At 74.0% G+C, this 13,977-nt stretch carries 14 protein-coding genes; 7 read left to right on the top strand and 7 right to left on the bottom strand.

Translation table 11 applies throughout. The features are described 5' to 3' along the window. Nucleotides 1-124: 124 nt before the first annotated feature. Entirely contained in the window at nt 125-1,354 is a 1,230-nt protein-coding gene (locus ACFT55_RS05125) for a multidrug effflux MFS transporter (RefSeq protein ID WP_380242211.1), read from the bottom strand. A 92-nt stretch (nt 1,355-1,446) separates the two neighbouring features. Here ACFT55_RS05125 and ACFT55_RS05120 point away from each other — a divergent pair, with 92 nt between their 5' ends. Next, nucleotides 1,447-2,235, top strand: coding sequence for an SOS response-associated peptidase (locus ACFT55_RS05120; protein ID WP_380242209.1), 789 nt, complete (start codon nt 1,447-1,449; stop codon nt 2,233-2,235). 13 nt (nt 2,236-2,248) lie between these two features. Here the strand turns inward: ACFT55_RS05120 and ACFT55_RS05115 are convergent, their stop codons facing one another. Together ACFT55_RS05115 and ACFT55_RS05110 are read right to left on the bottom strand one after the other, a co-directional pair. Next, nucleotides 2,249-3,307: an adenylate/guanylate cyclase domain-containing protein gene (locus ACFT55_RS05115; RefSeq protein WP_380242207.1), complete on the bottom strand. Its 1,059-nt coding sequence runs from the start codon at nt 3,305-3,307 to the stop codon at nt 2,249-2,251. A 19-nt stretch (nt 3,308-3,326) separates the two neighbouring features. Then, nucleotides 3,327-4,202 (bottom strand): biotin--[acetyl-CoA-carboxylase] ligase, encoded by an 876-nt coding sequence (locus ACFT55_RS05110; protein WP_380242205.1) that lies wholly within the window; start codon nt 4,200-4,202, stop codon nt 3,327-3,329. A 144-nt stretch (nt 4,203-4,346) separates the two neighbouring features. Here ACFT55_RS05110 and ACFT55_RS05105 point away from each other — a divergent pair, with 144 nt between their 5' ends. The 4 genes from ACFT55_RS05105 to ACFT55_RS05090 are packed head-to-tail and all read left to right on the top strand — an operon-like array spanning nt 4,347 to nt 7,390. Continuing rightward, complete coding sequence (locus ACFT55_RS05105; RefSeq protein WP_380242203.1) at nt 4,347-5,963, top strand: acyl-CoA carboxylase subunit beta; 1,617 nt, start codon at nt 4,347-4,349, stop codon at nt 5,961-5,963. 25 nt (nt 5,964-5,988) lie between these two features. Continuing rightward, nucleotides 5,989-6,561: a hypothetical protein gene (locus tag ACFT55_RS05100; protein ID WP_380242201.1), complete on the top strand. Its 573-nt coding sequence runs from the start codon at nt 5,989-5,991 to the stop codon at nt 6,559-6,561. After that, nucleotides 6,558-6,824 (top strand): acyl-CoA carboxylase epsilon subunit, encoded by a 267-nt coding sequence (locus tag ACFT55_RS05095; protein WP_380242198.1) that lies wholly within the window; start codon nt 6,558-6,560, stop codon nt 6,822-6,824. The genes ACFT55_RS05100 and ACFT55_RS05095 overlap by 4 nt, the downstream gene beginning before the upstream one ends. Continuing rightward, nucleotides 6,821-7,390: a hypothetical protein gene (locus ACFT55_RS05090; protein ID WP_380242195.1), complete on the top strand. Its 570-nt coding sequence runs from the start codon at nt 6,821-6,823 to the stop codon at nt 7,388-7,390. Before ACFT55_RS05095 ends, ACFT55_RS05090 begins: the two co-directional genes overlap by 4 nt. A gap of 24 nt (nt 7,391-7,414) precedes the next feature. On the opposite strand, the gene ACFT55_RS05085 is transcribed toward ACFT55_RS05090, so the two are convergent. The 4 genes from ACFT55_RS05085 to ACFT55_RS05070 all read right to left on the bottom strand — a co-directional run bounded on the left by ACFT55_RS05085 (nt 7,415) and on the right by ACFT55_RS05070 (nt 12,328). After that, nucleotides 7,415-8,608, bottom strand: a complete 1,194-nt coding sequence (locus ACFT55_RS05085; protein WP_380242193.1) for a glycerate kinase — start codon at nt 8,606-8,608, stop codon at nt 7,415-7,417. A 71-nt stretch (nt 8,609-8,679) separates the two neighbouring features. Then, nucleotides 8,680-10,326 carry an extracellular solute-binding protein gene (locus ACFT55_RS05080; protein WP_380242191.1) on the bottom strand — a complete coding sequence of 549 codons (1,647 nt, stop codon included), beginning with the start codon at nt 10,324-10,326 and terminating at the stop codon, nt 8,680-8,682. A 62-nt stretch (nt 10,327-10,388) separates the two neighbouring features. Then, entirely contained in the window at nt 10,389-11,339 is a 951-nt protein-coding gene (locus tag ACFT55_RS05075; protein WP_380242189.1) for a carbohydrate ABC transporter permease, read from the bottom strand. Continuing rightward, on the bottom strand, nt 11,336-12,328 hold the full coding sequence (locus tag ACFT55_RS05070; RefSeq protein ID WP_380242187.1) for an ABC transporter permease: 993 nt from the start codon (nt 12,326-12,328) through the stop codon (nt 11,336-11,338). Before ACFT55_RS05070 ends, ACFT55_RS05075 begins: the two co-directional genes overlap by 4 nt. 248 nt (nt 12,329-12,576) lie before the next feature. On the opposite strand from ACFT55_RS05070, the gene ACFT55_RS05065 reads away from it, so the two are divergent. Together ACFT55_RS05065 and ACFT55_RS05060 are read left to right on the top strand one after the other, a co-directional pair. Next, nucleotides 12,577-13,623 (top strand): LacI family DNA-binding transcriptional regulator, encoded by a 1,047-nt coding sequence (locus ACFT55_RS05065; RefSeq protein ID WP_380242185.1) that lies wholly within the window; start codon nt 12,577-12,579, stop codon nt 13,621-13,623. A 102-nt stretch (nt 13,624-13,725) separates the two neighbouring features. After that, the gene (locus ACFT55_RS05060; RefSeq protein WP_380242183.1) at nt 13,726-13,947 is read left to right on the top strand and encodes a DUF6458 family protein; all 222 of its coding nucleotides are present in this window, start codon (nt 13,726-13,728) and stop codon (nt 13,945-13,947) included. Nucleotides 13,948-13,977: the final 30 nt, after the last annotated feature.

Below are 13,977 nucleotides of genomic sequence, written 5' to 3'. Positions count from 1 at the left end.
CTTCGCCTGCGCGTCGGGGCCGAACAGGGGTTTGTACACCTCCTCACGCTTAAGATGGTGTACAACCGCCTGTTCGGCGTCGGGCCGAGTGCCGGGGGGGCGGGGGCTGGGCGGCGGGGGCGGCTCAGGCCAGCTTGACCCAGCCGTCCCGGCGGAATGCCGGGGTGGCGAACGCGAGCACGGACAGCGCGCACGCCAGGGCGGCGAGCATCACCCAGGACATCGCCACCGCGTCGCCGCCGAGCACCCCGACCAGCGGCGAGACCAGGCCGGCGATGCCGGACTGCACGGCGCCGATGACGGCCGCGGCGGTGCCCGCCCGCTCGCCGTGCCGCGACAGGGCGATCGCCGACGCGTTGGCGGGGACGAGGCCCTGGAAGGCCAGCACCAGCCAGAGCACGGCGAGCAGGCCGACGAGACCGCCCGCGCCGGTCAGCGCGACCACGAGCAGCCCGACGCCGACGACCCCCTGGATCGCCAGTGCGGCCCGCAGCAGCCGGATCGGCGCGACCCGCCGCACCAGGGCCGCGTTCACCTGCGCGGACAGCACGAGCCCGAGACCGTTCACGGCGAAGAGCAGGGCGAACTGGCCGTGGGTCAGGCCGTAGCCCTCCTGGAAGATGAACGGCGAGCCGACCACGTAGCTCATGAGGACCGCCTGCCCGAGCCCCGGGATCACGGCGAGCGCCATGAACTGCTTGTCCCGGACCAGGGTGCGGTAGCCGGCGAAGACGCTGCGCGCGCCGCCGGCCTGGCGACGCACGGCGGGCAGCGTCTCCGGCATGAACCGCCACACCACGACCGCCATCGCCACGCCCGCGAGCGCGAGGACGCCGAACACCCAGCGCCAGCTCGCGGCCGCCGCCACGGCCGACCCGAACGTCGGCGCGAGCATCGGCGCGACGCCGATGACGAGCATGAGGCGGGACAGGATGCGCGCCGCCTCGGCGCCGACGAAGCGGTCCCGCACGACCGCCATCGAGGCGACGCCGCACGCGGCGTTGAAGAAGCCCTGCAGCAGGCGCAGCCCGACGAGGACCGTCATGTTCGGGGCGAAGGCGCACAGCAGAGACGTGACGACGTGCAGCGCGAGCCCCCACATCAGGGGCGTCCGGCGCCCGAAGCGGTCCGACAGCGGACCGATCGTGAGCTGGCCGAGGGCGCCACCGAGGAGCATGACGGAGACCGAGAGCTGCGCGAACGACGCCGAGGAGCCGAGGTCGGCCGCCACCTGGGGCAGGGACGGCAGGTACATGTCGACGGTGAACGCCGGGAGGGCCGCGAGCGCACCGAGCATGAGGACCCAACGGAACGGAGATCGGGCGCGCGGAAGTCTCACGGAGGCGTCGGGCATGGCACCCATGCTATCGAAACGATACGACCGTGCCCAGAGGAATGTCGGCGCTGCGCCCCCGGACTGTCGGTGGGATGCGTCACGATGGATCCATGTGCGGCCGCTACGCGTCCTTCCGCGACGCCCAGGACATCGCCGACGACCTCGCGCTCGCCGAGATCGCCGAGGACGCCCGTCTCCTCCCACCCTCGTGGAACGTGGCTCCGACCGACCCCGTGCGCATCGTCGTCGAGCGCCCGCGCCGGCTCGAGGGGGGCGCCACCGGGGAGATCACCCGCACCCTGCAGCTCGCGCGCTGGGGCCTCGTCCCCTCCTGGGCGAAGGACCCGTCGGTGGGCGCGCGCATGATCAACGCCCGCACCGAGACCCTGCTCGACAAGCCGGCGTTCGCGAAGCCCCTCGGCGTCCGGCGCTGCCTGCTGCCGGCGGACGGCTACTACGAGTGGCGCAGGCTGGCACTGCCGGAGGGCGCGCCGGCACGGGCGAAGGCCCCCAAGCAGCCGTACTGGATCCACCCGGACGACGGCGGGCTCGCCGCGCTCGCCGGGCTCTACGAGTTCTGGCGCGACCGGTCGAAGGCGGACGACGACCCGGACCGCTGGCTAGTGTCCACGACGGTGATCACCACGGCCGCGTCGGCCGACCTCGAGCGCATCCACGACCGGATGCCCGTCGTGCTCCCCCGCGCCGCGTGGGACGCGTGGCTCGATCCCGCGGTCGGCGCCGAGCAGGCCATGGGTCTGGTCACCGGCCCGCAGGTCGCCATGGCCACGCGCCCCGTCGGCGACGCCGTCGGCTCGGTGCAGAACAACCGGCCGTCGCTGATCGACCCCGACCCGGACCCGCGGGACCCGGACGTGGTCGGCACCATCCCGAGGTAGTGCGCCCCCGGGCTCAGGCGCCGGTGTAGGCGCGCTGCAGCCGCACCGGCGTGATCTCGCCGATGCCCTGGACCTCCTGCGCGGGCTGCGCCGTCAGCGCGTAGCGGGACGACGACGCGAGCAGCGACGCCGTGTGGGGGTCCACCAGCACGGTGGCGGGCTCGGCAAGCTCGGTGATGCGCGACGCGAGGTTGACGTCGGAGCCGAACACGTCGCCGAAGCGCGAGAGCACGCGCCCCCACACGAACCCGACCCGCACCGGGATCTCCTTCTCCGTGGCGTGCGGGGCGGCCAGGCCCAGCGCCACCTCGGCCCCTGTCGTCACGTCGTCGGCCACGAACAGCACGGCGTCACCGATGGTCTTGACCACCCGGCCACCGGCCTCGGTGATGACGTCGCGCGCCCGCGACTCGAAGAGCTGCACGAACTCCGACAGCTCCTGCGACCCCAGCCCCGCCGTCCGCTTGGTGAACGACACGATGTCCGCGAACCCGACGGCGCGCGGCAGGGGCAGCTCGTCGCCGTGCGCGGCGTGCGTGCCGCGGGCGCCGCCGAACTCGGTGGCCAGCCGGCCGGTGAGCGCGGCGAGCTGGCGCCGCCAGGCGTGCTCGAGCTGCCGGGAGAGCCGGTCGGCCATCTCGGGCACGCGGTCCAGGGCGGCGAGCCGGGCGCTCACGTCGTCCAGGCCGTCGCGCCGGCTGAGGTGCTCGACGAACGCCTCCACCTGCCACAGCGCGAGCCTGTCCGTGGTGTGCCCCAGCGAGCGGATCAGCGTCATCTGCGCCTGCTCGTCCAGCCGCTCCGAGTCCACGAGCTCGCCGATCTCGCGCAGCGCCTCCATGTCGGCGTCGGTGAACCCCACCTCCGCCGGGTGCGTGACGGGCAGCCCGAGCCACCGCCAGTAGTTCTCGATGAACTCCTGCGAGTGGCCGGTCCCCTCCACGAGGTCCGACAGGGTGTACCGCCGCGGACCACCGAGGATCTCCTCGTCCAGCCGCGCCGCCGTGTCCCCGGACCGCCGCGCCCCGTCGTCGGTGGGCAGGTCGGGTCCGGTGGTGGTGTCGCTCGTCACGCCCCCACTGTAGCCAGCGTCACCTGGTGCCCCGCTGGGTGCGCAGGTGGTGCACGTCGCCCGCGGTCACGCCCCGCTCGCCCGCGGCCGTCGCGATCACCAGGGAGCCGTCGCCCGCGACGCGCACCGCCGTCCCCTCGACGACGTCGTCCCGCCCGGCGAGCTCGGCTCGCACCGGCCTGCCCAGCGTGGCCGACGCCGCCGCGTACCGCCGGGCCAGCCCGGCCGCCGCAGCGTCGCCGCCCGCCCCCTCGAGGTCTGCGGCGAGCCCGACGAGCTCGCGCACCAGGGTGCCGAGCAAGGCACCGCGACCGGGAGCGTCGCCGGGGCGGGACAGCGGTCGGGACAGGGCGAGGGACGTCGCGGTGGGCACGGGCAGCTCGGCCGCCGTCTGGTCGACGTTCAGCCCGACGCCGACGACGACGGCGAGGCCGGGCACCCCGGGCACCACCTCCGCGAGGACGCCCGCCACCTTCCTGGCCCGGCCGAGGCCGGGCACGTCGTCCGCGGCGGGCAGCAGCACGTCGTTCGGCCACTTCAGGGTGGCGCCGGCCACCCCGGCCGCCTCCAGGGTGCGCGCGACCGCCAGGCCCGCGAGCAGCGGCAGCCAGCCGAGCGCGGCGCCCGGCAGCCGCGGGCGCAGCAGCACCGACACGGTGAGCGCGGCGCGCGGGGGCGTCTGCCACTCCCGCCCCGCCCGGCCCCGGCCCGCCTGCTGGTGCTCGGCGACGAGCACGGCGGGGGCGCCCCACGCGCCCGGGTCGCGCCGCACGGCCTGCACCAGCTCGGTGTTGGTGGAGGCGGCGACGTCGACGACGTCGAGCCGCGCGAGGGGGCCGGACGGCGCGAGCAGGTCGCGACGCAGGGCGGGGACGTCCAGGGGGGCACGGCTCACGCCCCGATCCTGCCGCATCACCTGTCCGGCACCTGTCCGGCGCCGGTCCGCGACGCCACGTTGTGGGGTCCCTCCAAAGAATCGCGGTCCGGCGCAGCCTGTCGCGCATCGATGCGTGGCAACCCACCAACTAGGGTCGGTCGGGTGAACGACGCCACCACCGCCCAGGAGCAGGCCGCGGCTCGCCCCGGCACCGCCGCCAAGCTCGCCGACCTGGAGCGACGCCGCGCCGAGGCCGTCGCCGACGCCGAGGAGAAGGCGCAGGCGCGACAGCACCCCCGCGGCAAGAAGACCGCCCGCGAGCGCATCGAGGCGCTGCTCGACGAGGGCAGCTTCGTCGAGCTGGACGCGCTGGCCATGCACCGCAGCCGCAACTTCGGCCTCGACAAGCGTCGCGTCGCCGGCGACGGCGTCGTGACCGGCCACGGCACGATCGACGGCCGCCAGGTGTGCGTGTTCAGCCAGGACTTCACCGTGTTCGGCGGGTCGCTCGGGGAGGTGCACGGCCAGAAGATCGCCAAGGTGCAGGACCTCGCGCTGCGCACCGGCGTGCCGATCATCGGCATCTCCGACGGTGGCGGGGCGCGCATCCAGGAGGGCGTGGCCGCGCTCACCCAGTTCGCGGAGATGTTCCGTCGCAACGTCGCCGCCTCGGGCGTCGTCCCGCAGATCTCGCTGATCCTCGGCCCCAGCGCGGGCGGCGCCGTGTACTCCCCCGCCCTGACAGACTTCATCGTGATGGCCGACGGCACGTCGAACATGTTCATCACCGGCCCGGACGTGATCCGCACCGTCACGGGCGAGGACGTCGACTTCGAGACGCTCGGCGGCGCCCGCACCCACAACACGACGTCCGGCGTGGCGCACTACCTCGGCGCGGACGAGGACGACGCGATCGACTACGTGCGCCACCTGGTGGGCTACCTGCCGCAGAACAACCTGGGCGACGCGCCGTCGTTCCCGCCCGAGGACGAGACCGTGCTGGAGGTCACGCCCGAGGACGAGGCGCTCGACGTCATCGTCCCCGACAGCGACAACCAGCCGTACGACATGCGCGCGGTGGTCGAGGCGGTCCTCGACCCGGACTCGTTCCTCGAGGTGCAGCCCCTGTTCGCGCAGAACGTGCTGATCGGGTTCGGCCACGTCGAGGGCCAGTCGGTCGGCATCATCGCGAACCAGCCGTTGTCCATGGCGGGCACGCTCGACATCGACGCCGCCGAGAAGGCCGCCCGGTTCGTCCGCACCTGCGACGCGTTCAACCTGCCAGTCCTGACGTTCGTCGACGTGCCCGGGTTCCTGCCGGGCGTCGGCCAGGAGCACCAGGGCATCATCCGCCGCGGCGCCAAGCTCATCTACGCGTACGCGGAGGCCACGGTCCCGCTGGTCACGGTCATCACCCGCAAGGCGTACGGCGGCGCGTACATCGTCATGGGCTCCAAGCAGCTCGGCGCCGACGTCAACCTCGCCTGGCCGACGGCGCAGGTCGCGGTGATGGGGGCGTCCGGCGCGGTGAACATCCTGCAGCGGTCCGCCCTCAAGGAGGTCGCGGAGGCGGGCGGCGACGTCGAGGCCGAGCGCGCGCGCCTGGTCGCGGAGTACGAGGACGCGATCGTCAACCCGTGGGACGCCGCCGAGCGCGGCTACGTGGACGCCGTCATCCGGCCGTCGGAGACGCGCGTGCAGGTGGTGCGCGCGCTGCGCGCCCTGCGCACCAAGCGCGCCAGCCTGCCGCCCAAGAAGCACGGCAACATTCCGCTCTGAGTCCGGGTTGGAGGACAATCGCCTGATGAGCCACGAGGACGCCACGCACGGACCCGCACCCCTGGGGTCGACGGACCCCGAACCGATGCACCGCGCGGTCGACGCGCTGGCGGCAGCGCTGCACGAGTACGTGCAGACCGCGGTCGGCGTGCGCGCCGAGTTCGGTGCGGCGGAGGCCGACGAGGACCCGCGGGTGCTCGCCCTGGAGAACCGCGTGGGGCAGCTCAACGCCGCCGTCTTCGACGCGCTGCACGACAGCCTCGGCATGCACCCCGACCTCACGAGCTCCGTGTGGGAGGCGGACGAGGACGAGGAGCCGGAGCACGCGCACGACACGCCGGAGGGGGCCGTGCCGGCCGAGGTGTTCTACCTCGGCTTCGTCGTGGCCGACCCGGCACCGGGTGCGCCGGCCACCCTCGACGGCGTGGTGGAGCTGCTCGACGAGGCCGGCGGCGACGTGGCGCAGCGGCTCTTCGACGGCGGCTACGAGGTCGCGGAGTGGGCCACCTCGCGCGGCGCCGCCGTGGAGTTCGGCGACGACGACCTCGACGACGAGCTCACGGACGAGGACGGCGACGAGCCGGGGGGCACGCGATGACCGGCGAGCGGCAGGGCGAGACCGGCGGCGAGGTGCGTGTCGTCCGCGGTCGGCCCGACGACGTCGAGGTCGCGGCGCTGGTCGCCGGGCTCGCCGCCGTCGCGTCCGCGCCCGGCCTGCCGGACGACGAGACGCCCGTCGAGGAGTGGACCAACCGCGCCCGCACGGTGCGCGGCAACGGGGCCGGGGTCACGGCCAAGAGCTTCGGCGGCCGGTGGGGCCGTCACAACGCCGACGCGTGGCGCTGGAGCCTGCACTCGTGAGTGTCGTCTGGCAGCAGGTGGACCGGGCCGAGGACGTCGACGCCCCGCTGGACGAGTTCCCCGCACCGCCGCCCCCGGGCTGGCTGCGCCGCTGGCTGTGGGCCCCGGCCCTCGTGGTGAGCGTCGCGCTCTACGTGCTGCGCCGCACGATCGAGGACCCGTCGGGCCCGGTCGAGCTGTGGCTGTTCATGGGGATGCTGGCGGGCCTGATGGTCACCGCCGTCGCCGCGCTGGTGCGCTATCGCGACGACCAGCGGCAAGGCGTCGAGCAGCGGTCCGCGGCCGCCTTCGCCGCCGGGGCGCGGTCGGTGACCGGCTCGGTCCTGGTGCGGGAGCGGCGCACGTCGTCCGGGCTGCTGCTCAGCGGCGTCGTCGCGTACCCGACCGACGACGGCACGGACGACCAGCCGTTCTCGTACCTCGTGCGCGCGACGGACGACGAGACGCTGCCGCCGCGCGACGGCGACCCCGTGGCGGTCTGGTGGGCGCCGGGCACGGACACGGTCGTGGCCCGGTACCACCGCGGCTGGGCCGACTCCTTGCGCCGGCGCGCCGGGGGTCGCTGAGCCTCGACGCCGCAGCCGCGGCCTTCAGCGGGACGCGCGTCCCGCGGCGAACAGCCGGCACGCGTGCGCCGCGGTGCGCTCCAGCTCCACCACGGCGTCCCGGGAGAGCTCCGCGAGCGTCCGCGGTCCCGGCGCGAGCGAGAACGCCGCGGCGATCCCGGCGTCCGCGACCTGCCCGGGCGTGAGCTCCACGCCCCCGGCGACGACGACGACCGCCGCCCGGCCGGCGACGAGCCGCACCACGGTGTCCACCACCTTGCCGTGCAGGGACTGCTCGTCGAGCCTCCCCTCCCCCGTGAGCACGAGGTCGGCGCCCTCGAGCGCACCCACGAGACCGACGGCGTCGGCGACGAGCTCGCCACCGGGGACCAGCGCCGCCCCCAGCGCGGCGGACAGGCCCACGGGCAGCCCGCCCGACGCGCCCGCGCCGGGCAGGTCGCGCGCGTCGTGCCCGGTGGACCCGGCGAGCGCGTCGGCCAGCCGCGCGAGCCCGTCCTCGAGCGCGACCACGTCGGCGGCCGTCGCCCCCTTCTGCGGCCCGAAGACGGCGGCCGCGCCGCGCGGGCCGAGCAGCGGGTTGTCGACGTCGCACGCGATGCGCCACCGCAGCCCGCGGGCGCGCGGGTCGATGCCGGACAGGTCGACGCGGGCCAGGGACCGCAGCCCGCCACCGCCCTCCGGCACGGCCTGGCCGGACGCGTCGAGGAACCGGGCGCCCAGCGCCGTGAGCAGCCCGGCCCCGCCGTCCGTGCTGGCGGAGCCGCCGACGAACAGCACGACCTCCTGCGCCGCCGGGGCGTCGTCGAGCGCGGCGAGGACCACGGTGCCGACGCCGTGGCTGGTCGCGTCGAGCGCGCGCAGCGGCACGTCGGCGACCTTGGGCAGCCCGTACGCCTCCGCGGCCTCGACGGCGAGCGTCCGACCGTCGGGCGAGACGCCGTAGCGAGCCGTCGTCGGGCGACCCAGGGCGTCCGACGTGGGGCAGGTGCGGGCCTCGGCCCCCCACGCCCCGAGGATCGCGTCGAGCGTGCCCTCGCCACCGTCGGCGAACGGCACGGCGCGGACGCGTGCACCCTCCCCCAGGGCCGCGCGGGCCCCGGCGGCGAGCGCCTCGGCGACCTGGGTCGCGGTGGCGCTGCCCTTGAAGGAGTCGGGCGCGACCACCACGCTCAGGGGGCGGGCCTGCGGGTCGGGGATGTCCTTCACGTCCTCGTGCACGAACGACGAGGCTAGCCGCTCGAGCGGGCGTGGGCGCGGGCGTCTCGCGACCGCCCGCGCCCGGCGCCCGGTCAGCCCTGCGCCTTCTTCCGGTCCGCGAGCGCCGCCTCGTACTCGGTGCGGATCGTGTCGCCCCCGCCCTTGCGCCAGGCGGCGACGGCGGGCTTCCAGGCGCTGACCGGCTTGCGCCCGGCGAGGATGTCCGCCTCCACCGAGCCGAGCCGCTCGCCGATCTGGCCGCCCTTGCGGCTGTCGGTCTCGCTGAACAGGCCCTGCACGGGGTTCTTCACGGCGGTCGGCACGACGGCGGTCTGGGCGTCGTGCTCGGCCTGCGCGACGTCCGGGTCGCCGGCCTGGAAGTTGACCCACGGCCCCTCGACCACGTACTTGAGGCCGAGCTGCACCTCGGTGCGTCCCTTCTCCGTCGGGACCGGGTCGGTGCCGTCGAGCTCGTAGTGCACGCCCTCGATGCCGTAGGTCTTGAACAGGTGCTCCTCGGTGCCGAACGGGGCGGCGAGGTAGTTGATGACGTCCAGCAGGGCCTCGACGCGGTCGGCGGACTTCGCGCTGATCGACGTGACGTTCTGGACGGGCGCGCCCAGGTGGATGCCTGCGGTGCCGCCGCCCGCGGCGAGCGGCGGGGGCACCACCGCGAGCTCGAACCCTTCCCCGAGCGGGTAGTTCGAGAAGTCCGGCCAGGCGCTGAACGTGTCGTCGAGGAACCGGATGGTGCCGTTCACCAGCCACGTCTTGCGCTGCGGCTGCTGCGCGGTCACGCCGTCGGGGTGCACGAGACCGGCAGCCACCAGCTTGCGCGCGGCCTCGAGCGCCTCCTCCTGCGCCTCGTGCAGGTTCGCGCTGGTGAGCGTGCCGCCGTCGTCCGACCAGCCGTTCGGGATCTCGTACATCTGCCGCAGGAAGCCGAGGGGCACGCGTCCGAGCGCCCACGTGTTCCCGCCCGTGAGCTCCTGGCACAGGGCGTGGAACTCGTCCACGGACTTCACCTGGGGGTCGATGCCCTCGGACGCGAACCAGTCCTGGCGGGCGTAGAACACGCCGCTCTGGGCGGGGCCGCGCGGCACCGGCACCGCCATGACCTTGCCGTTGTAGAGGCAGTTCTGCCAGCTCTCGGTGGGGATGTTCGCGAGGAAGGGGTACTTCTCGACGGCGTCGCCGGCGAGCAGGTCGGTGAGGTCGGTCGCCCGTTCCTGCAGGAGGCTCGGCAGGCCGGGGACCGAGCCCGGGAAGAAGGAGAAGATGTCGGGCAGCCGGTCGCCGGCGACCGTGGTCTGGAAGCGGTCGTTGTAGTCGCCGGACGGCGTGAGCGCGACGGAGAGGGCGAAGCCGAGGCGGGAGTTGAGCTCCTGCCAGTACTCGTTCTTCTCCAGCGCGGGCGGGACGGGGCTGTTGGTCATCGTGAACACCGACACGTCCTCGCCGTCGCCCGGCTGGCCGGAGGCCGCCTTCTTCGGGCTGGCCGGGTACCGGAGCATCGTGTCGGGCACGCCCCGGGTGCCCTTGATGTCGATCTTCACGCCGGTGTAGGGGATGTACTTCGGCAGCACGGAGGCGTTCTGGGCGGCGGAGACCGCGGCGACGCCGCGGCCCTCGTTGCTGCACGCGGCGGTGCCGAGCATGGCGGACGCGCCCAGGCCGAGGCCGCCGAGCAGCAGGTTGCGGCGGGACATCCGGGCCTCGGCGAGCGGGGTGGGGATCATGCGAAGGACTCCTCGTTGAGCGGGTGGCGGTGCGCTGACAGGTGCGGTGGGGGACGGGCGCGTCAGCCCTTGACGGCGCCGGTGAGCATCCCCTTGGCGAAGTGACGCTGCAGGAACGGGTAGACCACGAGCACCGGCACGACGGAGACCACGAGGATCGCCATCTGCAGGGACGTCTGCGGCGGCAGGGCCGAGGCGTCGATGCCCAGGTCCTGCGAGCCGAGCTGCGACCCGTCCACCACGTAGGTGCGCAGCACGAGCTGCAGCGGCCACTTGCTGGAGTCGGAGATGTACAGCAGGGCGCTGAAGAAGGCGTTCCAGTAGCCGACGCCGTAGAAGAGGCCGACCACGGCGAGCACGGGCTTCGACAGGGGCAGGCCGATGCGGCGGAACAGCTGCCACTCGGTGGCGCCGTCGATGCGGGCGCTGTCGATGATCTCGTTCGGGAGCTGGACGAAGAAGGCCCGGACGACGACGACGTTGAACGCCGAGACCGACGTGGGGATGATCAGCGCCCAGAGGCTGTCGAGCAGGCCGAGCCGCTGGACCACCAGGTAGCTGGGGATCATGCCGGGGTTGAACAGCAGGCTGACCAGCACCAGGAGCAGCATCCCCCGGACGCCGAACGCGCCCCGCCGGCTCAGGGCCCAGCCGAGCGTGGTCGTGAGGGCGAGGCTGATCGCGGTGCCGACGGCGGTGACCATGACGCTGACCCACAGGGCCTGCGTCACGACGCCCCCGGCGAAGATCATCCGGTAGGCGCTGAGGTCGATCCCCGTGGGCAGCAGGACGAACCCGCCCGCCCGGGTGACCTGCTCGGGCGTCGCGAGACTGGTCGAGACGATCCCCACGAAGGGCAGGATCACCACCGCGCACGCGACGGTGAGGACGACGGCCTTGACGGCCCGCTCGGCGGGGCCGGGCATCGCCACGCCGTCGACGACGGCGCGCCGTCGGCGGGGCGGGGCGCCGGCGGGCGCGGCGGGCGCGACGGGCTCTCGGGTGATGGTCATGCGCGGTAGACCCCTTCCTCGCCGAACAGGTGGGCGACCTTGTTGGCGACGAGCACCAGGACGAGGCCGAGCACGCCCTTGACCAGCCCGACGGCGGCCGCGACGCCCCAGTACCCGCCGACGACGCCCTGGTTGTAGACGTAGGTGTCCAGCACCTCGGACACGCCGAGCCCGACGGCGTCCTGCTGGAGGAGGAGCTGCTCGAAGCCGACGCTGAGGGAGTCCCCCAGCTTGAGGATCAGCAGCATGATGATGATCGGCCGCATCCCGGGCAGGGTGATGTGCCAGGTCTGGCGCCACCGGGTGGCCCCGTCGACGGCCGACGCCTCGTACAGCGACTTGTCGATCCCCGCGAGCACGGCGAGGAAGAGGATGGTCGCCCAGCCGGTGTCCTTCCAGATGACCTGGGAGGTCACGAGCCCGTAGAACGCGTCGGAGTTGCCGATGACGTCGATCGGCTGCCACCCGTGCGCCCGCAGGAAGTTGTTGATGAGGCCGGCCCCGCCGAGCACCTGCTGGAAGACCGCGACCACGATCACCCAGGACAGGAAGTGCGGCAGGTACAGCACCGACTGCACCCACTGGCGCACCCGGTTGGACACGAGGCTGTGCAGCAGCAGCGCCAGGACGATCGGCGCGGGGAAGACGAGCACCGTCTGCAGCAGCGTGATGACCAGGGTGTTGCGCAGCGCGTTGAGGAACTCGGGGTCGCCGGAGAAGAGGATCGAGAAGTTCTCGAGGCCCACCCACAGGCTGCGCCCGATGCCGAGGTACGGCTGGTAGTCCTGGAACGCGATGACGTTGCCGCCGAGCGCCAGGTACTGGAACACGATGACGACGGCCATCGCCGGCAGGGCGAGGAGCAGCACGGCCCGGTCGCGCACCATCCGGCGCCACCACGGCAGCGGCCGGCGCGGGGCACCGGGGGCGTCGGCGGACGGCGCCGTGCCCTGCCGGTCCCGGGTCGCGGCCTCCTCGAGCGCCGTCATCCGTCCCTCCGCGGCCGGAGGGGTGGGCGTGGTGCCATGGGTCGGTCCTCTCGTCGTCGAGCGGTGTGCGTCAGGGCCTCGGCTCGTGCCGGCGCACCGATGCTAAAGTGATCGATCACTTCAGGCCGACACCGTAGAAGGTGATCGATCACACCGCAACTACCTGCCCTCGCGCCCCGGCGTCGCGCGGCGTGCCAGAATGACCGGACGCCAGGCCGAGGGGGCCCCATGACCAGCGAGGACGAGGCATGACGGAGGAGCGCACGGGGCAGGAGCGTCGCGCGACGATCTGGGAGGTCGCCAAGGCCGCCGGGGTGTCCCACCAGACCGTCTCCCGCTACCTGCGCGACGACCCGCGGATGCGTCCGGAGACCGTGGCGCGCGTCGCCGGCGCGATCCAGGAGCTCGACTACCGGCCGAACCTCGCGGCCCGCTCGATGCGCACGCGCCGCAGCGGGCGGGTCGCCGTCCTCCTGCCCGCCGTCGCGACCTACGGCCCTCCGCAGATCCTCGGCGGCGTCATCGAGGTCGCGCACGAGCACGGGTACACGATCGAGGCCCTGACCGTGGAGGGGACGGCCGCGGAGCGGTTCGACCGCGTGCTGGAGCTCGCGGACTCGGGCCAGGTCGAGGGGGTCCTCGCCCTCGCCCCGCTGCCGCCGGCGTCCGAGCACCGGGTGCCCGCGCGCGCCGCCATCGTCGCGTCGGCCGACTACGACGAGAGCTTCCGGGGCGTCGGCGAGCTCGCCGACGGCTCACCCGTCGCCGAGCTCGTCGAGCACCTCGCGGACCTCGGCCACCGGCGGTTCCTGCACGTGACCGGTGCGCTGGACTTCGCGTCCGCCCGGGGGCGCCGCGACGTCTTCGTCGCCACGGTCGAGCGGCTCGGGCTCGGCCCGGCGCTCGTGCACGAGGGCGACTGGTCGGCCGCCTCCGGCCGCGCCGCGGTCCACGCCCTGCCCGCGGAGGACCGTCCGACCGCCGTCGTCGCCGCCTCCGACACCGTCGCGGGCGGGGTCGTGCAGGGAGCGCGCGAGCGCGGGTGGTCGATACCCGGGGACCTCAGCGTCACGGGCTGGGACAACCAGCAGCTCGGCGCCTACCTCGAGCCGACCCTCACGACCGTCCAGGTCGACCACCACCGGCTGGGTCGTGCGGCCATGGCACGCATGGTCGCGACCCTGCGCGGAGAGCCCACCCCGGACCCACCCAGCGACCCGCTCAACACCATCATCTGGCGCGGGTCGACCGGCCCGGTCTGCGACGGACGCGGCGGCGAGGCGTCCGCCCGGTAGGCGACGACGCAGCGCAGAACGCGCGAGGAGGAGCCGTGCTCGACATGATCGGGATGAGCGGTGCGTCGGACACCGCCGCGCACCAGGAACGGAGGCACGCTCATGGGAATCGGACTCGGCATCTTCCTCATCGTCGTCGGCGCCGTGCTCGCCTTCGCGATCGCCCCGGACACGTGGGAGGTCGTGAACCTGAACATCGTCGGGTACATCTGCATCGGAGCGGGCGTGCTCGCCCTGATCCTCGGCCTCGTCCAGAACCGGCAGCGCACCCACACCAGCCACCGCGTCGAGCGGTACGACGACCGCACTCCCCCGCCGGTCTGACGGGCGGCGCTGACGGTCGGCGCCCGCCGG

Source organism: Isoptericola sp. NPDC057191, assembly GCF_042670225.1.
In the GTDB taxonomy this organism is placed as follows: domain Bacteria; phylum Actinomycetota; class Actinomycetes; order Actinomycetales; family Cellulomonadaceae; genus Isoptericola.
This window is presented reverse-complemented; position numbering and strand designations above follow the sequence as displayed.